The sequence below is a fragment of the Rhizobium sp. AQ_MP genome, assembly GCF_014237835.1.
In the GTDB taxonomy this organism is placed as follows: Bacteria; Pseudomonadota; Alphaproteobacteria; order Rhizobiales; family Rhizobiaceae; genus Allorhizobium.
Window position 1 is genome coordinate 135,566 of record NZ_JACJVI010000013.1, and the last position, 10,691, is coordinate 146,256.

Consider the following 10,691-nt stretch of genomic DNA (forward strand, 5'->3'; position numbering starts at 1 on the left):
ATCGAGGCTCCAATTCTTCGAGTTACAGACGGGTTGTGGCGGTGAGGCCGATCATCAAGCTGCAGGCCGTAATCAGGGCCAACACGCTGACAGACTGGTAGAGTTTGGATTCGTATTGCCGGTAGGTGATGAGCAAGCTTCGCTCACCCCTGGCGAGCGTCGTGTTCTGGCGTGTCCACTTCTGGCGATCGAGGTGGAAGAAGATGAAAACCTTCATGGCTGAGCCGAAGATTTGATTGAAATACAACAGCAAGGGCGCGACGACCGAAATCTCCCGGCGGGCCGAGTAAAGCGAAAGGGTGATCGCATAGCGCGAAGCGAGGATCCAGACGCCGTAGACTAGGATGGTGAAGGGCGAGATCATCAAGGTCGCAAGGATCGCGCTGGTGACGCCGACCAGGCAGGTCCACATCGACATTCTTTGATCCAGGATCGCCCACCAGACGAAGAACCCGATGCGGCGGGGACCGAGCGCCAGTGCTCGCCCATTTGTTCGAAGCATGTTGCCATACCAACGGACCATCAGCATGGCTGCGGAGCGGAAGAAGCTTTCGCTTGGCGGATCTTCAATGGTCTTTATGACGACATCAGGCAGATAAAGCATCTGGTAGCCATTGCGCAGTAACCAGAACCAGCTCGACTTGTCATCTCCGGTCAGGAATTTGAAACGACCAAGCCTTGGATGATCGATAAAGTCCACCTCGACCTGGGCGACAAAGTCGGGATTGCAGATGATCGACGCACGGAACATCGACATGCGCCCTGTCAGGGTCAGAACCCGTCGTGACAGGCCCATTGATGACATCAGGATATGACGCTGGGCGAACCTCAGTGCATACCATTGCTGGAAGATCCACTTGCCACGCACCTCGGCATATTCGTCGGTTGTCAGGGCCCCTACATTCGGATCGTGGAAGAAAGGCGCACATTTCTCGACGAGATCCTCCGGCACAATGCTGTCGCCATCGATCACGGCGACCATGGCATCGGGCGCTGGAAACAGTCGCGCAATCGCTCGGAAGCCAGAGGCCAGCGCATCGCGCTTTCCTGTGCCGTCGATCCGCACGATCACCAGGTCGACGGGGTCAGCCTCGGTGACCATGGCCGCATAGAGCTTTTTGATAATCCTCTGATCCGAGAGATCGACGATCGAGGCGACGACGGTGGCCGGGCCTGGCGCGTTCAAGGCTGCGGCAAATGCCGCACGATAAACGTCGACCGTCGTTTCCGTCGGGATCCGAAAACTTGTCACCAGCAGGTAGGAATGGAAACCCTTGCGCGACCTCGCAGCAGCTGCACGCTGCATGCGTGGATAGACGATGCTGCGGTAGATGATGCCGCGCAGGAAATGCAAGATCCCCCAACCATAACGCCAGGCGCCAATCAGGCCGATTGCCAGTCCGGTTTTGCTGTCGATGATGGCATAGGCCTGGCTCGGCAATGACGTTGCTGCCACCGCAATGCCGAGCACCATCAAGACATGCGCTGCGGGACTGGCCGAAAAGTCACCAGCAGATGCCATGATAATTGCCTTCGCTACGAAGTGACTTGTCGACGCGAACAAGATCGACGATCCGGGTATCGGGCTTGACCCTCGACATCGAGCCGTTCATCTCGGCACGATTGCCGACAACGATGACATCGGAATCCGCGAGCACGGTTTCGATATCTTCGTTCAAAAGCTCTGCGAGATGGGGCAGTCGCGCACGAACGAAGCTCTCATTGGCACCTGTCAGTCTGTTGAGGCGGATATTGGGATCGAAGATCTTGATCTGGTAGCCGCGGCCATAAAGTCGCTCCGCGAGTTCAACAAGCGGGCTTTCCCGCAAGTCGTCCGTGTCGGGTTTGAAGCTCAGACCGACGATTCCAACCTTGCGAGCTCCCTGGTTGGCAATCATGCTATAGGCCCGGTTGATCTGGACCTCATTGGCAGACAGTGTCGCTTCGAGCAGGGGAGCTGGAGTGCCCTGGCGCCGCGACATGCTGATCAGCGCGCGCAGATCCTTCGGCAGGCAAGAGCCGCCAAACGCAAAGCCAGGCGTCAGATAGGCCTTCGAGATATTCAAGCGGTCATCGGCGCACAGAATTTCCAGCGCCACATGGCTGTCGATGCCCGCCTTGCTTAAGATATTGCCGACTTCGTTGCAAAAGCTGATCTTGAGGGCGTGCCAGGCATTGTTGGTGTATTTGATGCCCTCGGCCGTCTTGATATCGACGACGAATTTGGGGCGCTTCAAGGGCGCGTGGATCTCTTCGAGGCGATCAAGGGTGAACTTGTCCGAAGCACCAAAGACGATGACGCCGGGGTCGTAATAGTCCTTGATCGCAGTGCTTTCCCGCAGGAATTCCGGAAGATAGGCAATGCCGAAATCTTCCGCGGCCTTCATGCCGGAGGCAGCCTCAAGGGCTGGCACCACGACACTTTCAGTGGTGCCTGGCAGGCAGGTGGAGCGGACGACGACCGAGTGAAAGGTATGCTTCTGCTTCAAGGCCGAGCCAATATCCTCGGCAACCCGTTTCAGATATTCGGTGTTGAGGTTACCATCGGGGAGGGATGGCGTTCCGACACAAATCAGCGAGAGATCTGTCGCCAAGATTGCAGCCGTTGCGTCCGAGGTCGCCGTCAGCCTTCCGGACGATACGCCCTCGCGGATGAAATCTTCAAGGCCAGGTTCGATGATCGGAGACTTGCCGGCCATCAGGGGGCCGATCTTGTTGGGGTCCGGATCCACGGCCACCACATGATGGCCTTCCTTGACGAGGCATGCTGCAGACACTGCGCCAACGTAGCCGGCGCCGAAAATACTGATCTTCATGGTCAGCTCCTTTGATTAGAGCTTCAGTCAATCAAATAAAAATTGGCCTCACATCAATCTCAGTTAATGAAGCGTAAAAATAAATAAGTTTATTAATCAAAACAAAAAATTAAAAGCCGACAGTTTTGCTGCCGGCTTTGGTCGTCGCGTGCGAGTATTTCAGTAATGTGTTCTTGGAATATTGCTTCGGCGCTTTGTGCAAGAAGTTACATTCAGGCCGCGACGATCAATTCGGCACCAAGTTTTTCAAGGGTGGAGATACTGTTTATCGTGATGCCGCCACGGCTTGTGGCGATGGCGCCTCGTTTGGCCATGTCCCCGATGATGCGATTGAAATGGATGTGAGTAAGCCCGATCGCGTCGGCTAAGAGGGTCTGTGTCACAGGGATAAAGACCTGGCTTGGCTCTCGACCTTCATAGGACGACAGCCGTGTGGCCAGTTCCTTGAGCAGCATCAGGACGCGTGCTTTGGCGTCGCTGCGTCCGAGGCTGGTGATATGATCCCGCATGATGGCATTTTGCTCTTCTGCAAGTGTCCAGAGTGCCTGGTTCAACCCGACCACTGTATTGGTGAGGCCAATCAGGCTTTCACATTCGAAGCGGTCGATGCGCACCTGCGTGACCGCTGCAATTCCATGATCCATCACCGTCGGATAGATATGGGGGTTGCAGATGTCGCCAGCCGTCAGGAACATGATGACCTGACGGCTGCCATCCGGCAAAAGCCGATAGCGCATCGCAAGCCCATGGCCGATCGTTACCACCTGCTTGACGCGTGTGCCGGTACCAAGAATCTCGTCCCCCTTGTCGAGACAGGTGGAGCGAAAATGTATGCTGTCTAGAACAGGGCTCGAGCGTCCTGATGACGGAAGCAATTGTGCGACCCGTCGCATGAAGGGCGATACATGATGCATGTGACTGTCCCCAACACTGACTTACTAAAAATCTCTACTTACTTCCCTCATACCGCCTCATTGCGCTGATCAAGGCGCAATGGATCGGGCAAGGCATGCCAGAGTCTATCTCTGACAATTCTTGCCTCCTTGGCAAAATTCCCTAGGATCTTATTTTACAGTGCGGGCGTGCCGTCGCTGCTTGGATTATCAATCGTGACTTCCGCAAATTTGATCTTGCAATCGCCACATTTCCAACTGTTCGGATGATACGTTGAATCCGACTCATAACAAGTCTTTAAATTTAGAACTATCGAACTGTTTTTCAGTTTTCATTAACCCAGGTAAACGACGGGATGATTGATTGCTTGTTACCGATAAGCTCCTTCCGATGACGGTGGAGTGTTGGCATGCGTATTCGTGCGGTCACAAACAATTTTTCAGTAAAAACAAACAGCGATATTGGACTTGGTCTTGAAGATGTGGCCCAAGTGTTCCGGCGCATTTTGTTCGAAGATATATTACCGCTCTGGTCCACTGTCGGCATCGACCGGATCAGGGGCGGTTTCTGTGAGAGCATCTCGCGCGAAGGCCGCATTCCATCCTCGTCGCGACGTGTCCGGGTGACCGCAAGGCAGGTCTATAGCTTTAGCGAGGCTGCCCGATTGGGATGGAATCCGACTGCTGCCAGTGCCTGTATCCGGCACGGCTATCGTTTCTTGCTCAGTCACAGTGGTCCCGATGGCCTGCTGTTCCACAGCTTGAGCGACGACGACACTTTGCTCGATCAAGATCACCATCTCTATGATCAGGCCTTCCTTCTGTTTGCCTATGCTCATAGTTTTGCACATCTTCAGGACGAAGATTATCGCCGACGGGCCGTGAGCCTTCTGAAAAGCTTGCGGCTGAGGCTTGGCCACGAAGCAGGCGGTTTCAAGGACCACAGCCGTAGTCCCTACCCATTACGGTCCAATCCGCACATGCATCTCCTGGAAGCTGCACTCGCCTGGATGGCGGTGGATGCCAATCCTGTGTGGCGTGTGCTTGCCGATGAGATCGTCTCTCTGTTCAAGAGCCGGTTCTTCGATCCAGATCGCGGCGTGGTCCGTGAGTATTTCAATGCCGATTGGGATGTACTTGCGGAAGGTGGACGTTGGCGCATAGAGCCTGGCCACAATTACGAATGGGCATGGCTTATCCTGCGCTGGGCTCAGGCCACGGGCGGCAAGATTGGCGATCGCGCCGAGCGCATGATCGCGTTTGCTGAAAGTCACGGGGTTGATCCGTCACGCAGGGTTGCGATCAACGAGGTCTGGTCTGACGGGCTGACCGCTGATGGTCAGGCGAGGCTTTGGCCCCAGACCGAAAGGCTGAAGGCCTGGCTTGCTTTCGCAGAGACGCTGGACGGAGAGAGCAAGCGGATTGCAGAACAGAATGCTTGCGAGGCAAGCTTGGCATTGTTGTCTTATCTGACGCCGGGTCCACGGGGTATCTGGCATGATGTGATGCTTGAGGATGGGAGCTTCAAATCCGGTGTTGCACCGGCCAGTTCGCTTTATCACATCATCTGCGCGCTCGGAGAGTTGCTGCGATATGTCGAACGCAGTCATCCCGATCAGGGCACCATAAAGGGCAGGGCGCTTGACGGCGGCCAGGATGCACTTATGCCGCCCGGCATTCTCATGGGGATGGCGTGATGTCGGTCACTTCTTCCGCAGCTTTTACGCCTTATTCTGCCGCGCCCTTGTACACAGAAGCGGTTTCAGACCAAAACAGCTTGAAATTCGGCACTTCGGGTCTGCGCGGGCTGGTCACTGACCTCGTCGGCTTGCCTACACGTGCCTATAGCCTTGCCTTTGTCCATCATGCGCTCGATCTCGAGCCAAGGACGGCAGAGGTGCTTGTCGGACAGGACTTGCGTTCGAGCAGTCCACAGATCGCTGAAGACTGCATCGCTGCCATCAGACAGGTCGGCCTTCAGGCTATCGATTGCGGGGCTTTGCCGACCCCGGCATTGGCGCTTGAGGCCCAAAGGCGCAAATGTGCAGCAATCATGGTGACGGGCAGCCATATTCCTGACGACCGCAACGGGTTGAAGTTCTATCTCGGCGAGGGTGAGATTACCAAGGCCGATGAAGCGGCGATCTTGATGAAGCATGCCGAGCTCGATCAGGAAACCTTGGCGTCGCTTTCAAAAAGCAGCGGGGAGGCTACATCGTCCGCCCCAGACGCCGTCCTGCGTTTCATCGATCGATATGTTGCGTTCTTTGGCGCCGATTGCCTTGTTGGACGGCGTATCGCGGTTTACGAGCATAGCTCGGTCGCGCGTGATGTCCTTGCTCATCTCTTGCGGTCTTTAGGCGCAGATGTTGCCCCTGTCGGGCGCGCCGATCGCTTCATTCCCGTCGACACCGAGGCGCACGAGCCCGAACAGATCGCCTATCTCGAGAGCATTGCCCGTTCAGGACGTTTTGATGCGATCGTCTCGACGGATGGCGATGCAGACCGGCCGCTGGTTGCCGATGAGCGCGGAAAAATCCTGCGCGGCGACGTTCTTGGACTGCTCTCAGCCAAATTGCTTGGAATGCGGACAATTGTCACGCCGGTCACATCTGGAAGTGTCATCGAGCGTTCCGGCTTCGGTGAACGGGTCATCCGCACGCGTGTCGGCTCCCCTTATGTGATCGCGGCCATGGAAGAGGCGTCGAAGGCGGGGTTTCGCGACATCATCGGGTTTGAGGCCAATGGCGGGACTTTGCTTTTTTCCAGCGCTATCGGCCATGATGTCCGCCGGCTTGAGGCTTTGCCGACACGCGATGCAGTCCTGCCGATTTTGGCTGCTTTGATCACGGTTGTCCGGTCAGGACTGCCCCTGTCTATGGTCGTTGATCGGCTGCAAGTCGGTCATGCACTGGCTGACAGGCTTAAAGACGTCCCGTCCTCGCAATCCTCTGTGTTTTTGCAGGAGCTCGCAGGGCAGGGTGGTTTGGCCGCTCGATATTTCGCCGATGTCGGCCAGATTTCGACAATGAGCGACCTGGACGGCCTGCGAGTGGAATTCATGGACGGTGGCGTCCTCCATTACAGGGCCTCCGGAAACGCGCCAGAGCTTCGATGTTATGTCGAAGCTCAGGAGGAAAACCGTGCCTTGGATCTCCTCAACTGGGGTCTTGACGCTGCACGCCACGCGCTGATCCGAAAGGGACATATGCCGATTTAACGCTAATCCCGGGGCGGCACATCGCCGTGCGACAATGCAAAGAGATCCATTGACGGAAGCGTTTCTCGATGGAGAGACGCATGACATGCCTGCTGAACACGCTGTGGCTTTGACCGTCAATCTGGTGCGGGCCTATGTCGCCAATCACATCGTGCCACCATCGCAGTTGGCGACTTTGCTTGAGCAGACCCATAGGACAGTGCTCAATCTTTCCAATCTAAAGCCAGATCAGCCCGAAGAAGGGGGGGGCTCCGCAGAAATCGGCAGCGATCGGATCACCTGCCTGGAATGCGGCAAGGCTTTTCGTTCGCTGAAGCGCCATCTGTTTTCGCAGCACCACCTGACGCCCGATCAGTATCGGATGCGTTGGGGCCTGTCTTCCGACTATCCGATGACAGCGCCCGATTATGCGGCGCAACGGTCCGAAATGGCGAGGGCCCGGGGCCTTGGAAAACGGCCACGCATCAATTCTCCCGATCATGAAGGGCAAAGTAAGGGGGATGAGGCGTGACTTTCACAGTTTCGCGAAGGGAAAAGCCCCTTCTTCAAAAAGCGATCTCGCGCTGCCGTTCAGCGCTTGTCGGCGTGGCTATGGTCAGTGCCATCATCAATATTCTGTTTCTCGCCGGTCCGCTCTTCATGCTCGAGATCTATGATCGCGTGCTTCCAAGCCGGAGTGTTCCCACTCTCGTGTCGCTGTTGCTGATCCTCGCTTTCCTATACGCCTGCCAAGGCGTCCTCGACGTGATCCGCAACCGGATCCTTGCACGCATTGGTGCCTATCTGGATCGGGTTGCGAGTGAGACCTGCTTCCAACAGGTGGCATCACCGTCTGCAAAGGCGCACTCGAATGAAGGGCTGCTCGCGCTCAAAGATCTGGATCAGGTTCGTGCCTTTTTTGGCAGCGCTGGACCTGGTGCACTGTTCGATTTGCCCTGGATCCCGCTCTACATGCTTGTCTGCTTCACATTCCACCCCTGGATCGGCTTTGCGGCGGTCATCGGTGCGCTTGTGCTTCTTGCAATGACGCTGGCGACGGATCTTAGCTCGCGAGCTCCGAGCCAGGAAGCGACATTGTGGTCGCTGCAGAAGTCGCACCTTGCTGAAGCTGTTGCTCGAAACGGCGAGGCTGTTCGGGTCATGGGCATGGGACCGCATCTGGCGCGTCGCTGGTCCAATCTCGGTGGTTCATATATCGACAATCAGTTGCGGCTGAGCGATATCGGAGCGGGCTTCGGCGCTCTTTCGAAGTCATTTCGCATGTTTTTGCAGTCAGCCATACTGGCGTTGAGCGCCTATCTCTTCATCCTCGGTGAGGTGACCTCCGGGATGATCGTGGCAAGCGGGATCCTGGTTTCGCGCGCTTTGGCACCGGTGGAATTGTCCATAGCGCATTGGAAGACATTTGTTGCAGCCAGCCAGAGCTGGAAAAGGCTCAAGAAAACCTTCAGCGCCCGCGCACGACAAGAACGACTGGCTCTGCCCGGGCCCACGACGCGGCTCGATGTGGAGGGACTGTTCGTGGCGGCCCCCGGGTCTCATAGCCCCTTGCTCAGCCAAGTGAACTTTTCGGTCACAGCCGGTTCAGCACTCGCGATCATTGGCCCAAGCGCTGCTGGGAAATCGACGCTTGCACGCGCATTGGTCGGGGCCTGGCCCTGCATGCGAGGCGAGATCAGGCTCGACGGCACGCTCATTGATCATTGGAATACCGACGTCTTTGCAAGCCATGTCGGCTATTTGCCTCAGGACCTTGAACTCTTTGCAGGAACGGTCGCAGAAAATATCGCGCGTTTCGATCCCAATGCCTCCGCGGATGCCGTCATCGCTGCGGCAATGACAGCGGGCGTACATGACATGATCTTGAAACTCCCCGAGGGATACGAGACCGAAATCGGCGAGGGAGGCGTTGTTCTTTCCACCGGACAACGTCAGCGCCTGGGCCTTGTGCGTGCGCTGTTCAATCAACCGTTTCTTGTGGTTCTCGATGAGCCCAACTCAAGCCTGGACCAAGTTGGCGAGGAGGCCTTGACCGCCGCCATTCGCGCGGTCAGAGACCGGGGCGGCATTGTGATCGTCGTCGCGCATCGCGCAAGCGCCTTGGAAGCATGCGACCAAATCATGCTGCTCAGTGACGGCCGGGCGCAAATGCTTGAGCGCACGCGGGATGTCATTCGCAGCGTCCCCGTTGCCTCAGGCATGAACGGCAAAGGACGCCGGATAAACCCAAGCGTAGCACAAGCGGCCAGCGAGCTGCCCCAGTTGATCGGGGAGCATCATCCATGAGTGAGATGTCACCAGAGCGGCTCGTTCGATCCATCAGGATGAACATAGGTCTCTCTCTGACCGTGTCAGGACTTCTGATCGCTGGCGGCGGCCTGGCGGCCACTGTTGAAATCGCTGGCGCTGTGATGGCCACCGGCAATGTGGTGGTCAATTCTGAAGTGAAGAAGGTGCAACATCCCGTGGGCGGCACCATTTCGGAGATTCGTGTCGCCAATGGCCAGCGCGTGCAGGCTGGGGAGCTCTTGGCACGGCTCGAGCCAACACTTGCGCAAGCCAATCTTGCGATCATCAGTGCTGCCCTTGACGAAGTTCTGGCAAAAAGGGCTCGGCTGCTCGCTGAACGGGACGGCCTGACTGAGATCGTCTTTGATTCAGAGCTCGTCACGCGTGATCGAGATCAGAACACCAAGGACGTGCTTAATGCTGAATTGCGCGCATTCAATCTTCGCCATGACGCCCGTCAGGGAGAAAAAGCACAGCTTGAAGAGCGCATCGTCCAACTTGACGAACAGGTCAAGGGGCTGGAACAGCAAGCCGAAGCAATGGAAACCCAAGTCAGCCTGGCGAGCCGAGACCTCGAACTGGCGCAAAAAATGTTCAAACAACAGCTTGTGCAGTATACCCGCCTCAACGGTGCCGAGCGTGAGAAGGCCGATCTGGATGGCCAGCTTGCTGGTATCCGGGCCAGCATCGCGCAGACGCGGGCGCGCATTTCCGAGACCAAGCTCGAAATCTTCCAGATCGATCAAAAGCTCCGCGGTGAAGTGGCCCGCGAGCTGACCGAGGTGAGCGCTTCGATTTCCGAACTGCGGGAGCGCAAACTCTCAGCAGAAGACCAGTTGCGTCGGCTCGATATTCGCGCACCGCAAGATGGTACAATTCACCAGCTGGCCATTCACACCATTGGCGGTGTCGTGACGCCACAGGAAATCCTCATGCTGATCGTGCCGCAGTCCGATCTGCTCGTGGCCGATGTGCGGATCGCACCCGCAGACATTGATCAGGTGACGATCGGACAGGGTGCCTTCCTGCGCTTCCCGGCGTTCAACCAAAGGCTCACTCCAGAGCTGAACGGGACAGTGGAGCGGGTTTCACCGGATCTGATCACGGATACGCAGACCCGGACATCCTATTACGCAGCGCGCGTGACGCTTGACCCTGAAGGTCAGCATCTTGCCCTGAAGCCAGGCATGCCTGTGGAAGCGTTTCTCAGGACGTCAGATCGCACCGTCGGATCGTATTTGACAAAACCGATGACCGATTTCTTCACGCGAGCATTCCGCTCAGAGTAGATTAAAGGAATGAAGCTTGCGTTTTCCCTGAGGCGGGGCGCTGACGCGTGTGTGCTCCCCGCAAGCATGCGACGCAGTTCCATAATATAGATTACGCGATCTTCGGATGTAGGGGCTATTTAGTAATGCGACAGTTGGGCCAGTTAGAGATGCGACAGCCTCGCCTCTTGATGCACTGGTCAAT

Annotated in this window: 8 protein-coding genes; 5 read left to right on the forward strand and 3 right to left on the reverse strand. The window is 56.7% G+C overall.

What is annotated here, in order from left to right:
* Positions 1 to 22: 22 nt before the first annotated feature.
* From H6M51_RS18145 to H6M51_RS18155, 3 genes are all read right to left on the reverse strand, one after another.
* Positions 23 to 1,522 (reverse strand): glycosyltransferase, encoded by a 1,500-nt coding sequence (locus H6M51_RS18145; RefSeq protein ID WP_185811230.1) that lies wholly within the window; start codon positions 1,520 to 1,522, stop codon positions 23 to 25.
* Entirely contained in the window at positions 1,506 to 2,816 is a 1,311-nt protein-coding gene (locus tag H6M51_RS18150) for a nucleotide sugar dehydrogenase (RefSeq protein WP_185811231.1), read from the reverse strand. Before H6M51_RS18150 ends, H6M51_RS18145 begins: the two co-directional genes overlap by 17 nt.
* A 212-nt stretch (positions 2,817 to 3,028) precedes the next feature.
* On the reverse strand, positions 3,029 to 3,730 hold the full coding sequence (locus tag H6M51_RS18155) for a Crp/Fnr family transcriptional regulator (protein WP_185811232.1): 702 nt from the start codon (positions 3,728 to 3,730) through the stop codon (positions 3,029 to 3,031).
* 389 nt (positions 3,731 to 4,119) lie between these two features.
* Here H6M51_RS18155 and H6M51_RS18160 point away from each other — a divergent pair, with 389 nt between their 5' ends.
* From H6M51_RS18160 to H6M51_RS18180, 5 genes are all read left to right on the forward strand, one after another.
* Entirely contained in the window at positions 4,120 to 5,406 is a 1,287-nt protein-coding gene (locus H6M51_RS18160; RefSeq protein ID WP_185811233.1) for an AGE family epimerase/isomerase, read from the forward strand.
* 80 nt (positions 5,407 to 5,486) lie between these two features.
* The gene (locus H6M51_RS18165; RefSeq protein WP_246780562.1) at positions 5,487 to 6,929 is read left to right on the forward strand and encodes a phosphomannomutase; all 1,443 of its coding nucleotides are present in this window, start codon (positions 5,487 to 5,489) and stop codon (positions 6,927 to 6,929) included.
* Positions 6,930 to 7,032: 103 nt separating this feature from the next.
* Positions 7,033 to 7,440 carry a MucR family transcriptional regulator gene (locus tag H6M51_RS18170; RefSeq protein ID WP_185811235.1) on the forward strand — a complete coding sequence of 136 codons (408 nt, stop codon included), beginning with the start codon at positions 7,033 to 7,035 and terminating at the stop codon, positions 7,438 to 7,440.
* Positions 7,437 to 9,215, forward strand: a complete 1,779-nt coding sequence (locus tag H6M51_RS18175; RefSeq protein ID WP_185811236.1) for a type I secretion system permease/ATPase — start codon at positions 7,437 to 7,439, stop codon at positions 9,213 to 9,215. Before H6M51_RS18170 ends, H6M51_RS18175 begins: the two co-directional genes overlap by 4 nt.
* Complete coding sequence (locus H6M51_RS18180) at positions 9,212 to 10,507, forward strand: HlyD family type I secretion periplasmic adaptor subunit (RefSeq protein ID WP_185811237.1); 1,296 nt, start codon at positions 9,212 to 9,214, stop codon at positions 10,505 to 10,507. Before H6M51_RS18175 ends, H6M51_RS18180 begins: the two co-directional genes overlap by 4 nt.
* The last annotated feature ends 184 nt before the right edge of the window (positions 10,508 to 10,691 follow it).

Excerpts from the sequence above, each read along its gene's own strand:
- H6M51_RS18145 (WP_185811230.1), bottom strand. The coding sequence starts at position 1,522 with ATGGCATCTGCTGGTGACTTTTCGGCCAGTCCCGCAGCGCATGTCTTG.
- H6M51_RS18150 (WP_185811231.1), bottom strand. The coding sequence starts at position 2,816 with ATGAAGATCAGTATTTTCGGCGCCGGCTACGTTGGCGCAGTGTCTGCA.
- H6M51_RS18155 (WP_185811232.1), bottom strand. The coding sequence starts at position 3,730 with ATGCATCATGTATCGCCCTTCATGCGACGGGTCGCACAATTGCTTCCG.
- H6M51_RS18160 (WP_185811233.1), top strand. The coding sequence starts at position 4,120 with ATGCGTATTCGTGCGGTCACAAACAATTTTTCAGTAAAAACAAACAGC.
- H6M51_RS18180 (WP_185811237.1), top strand. The coding sequence starts at position 9,212 with ATGAGTGAGATGTCACCAGAGCGGCTCGTTCGATCCATCAGGATGAAC.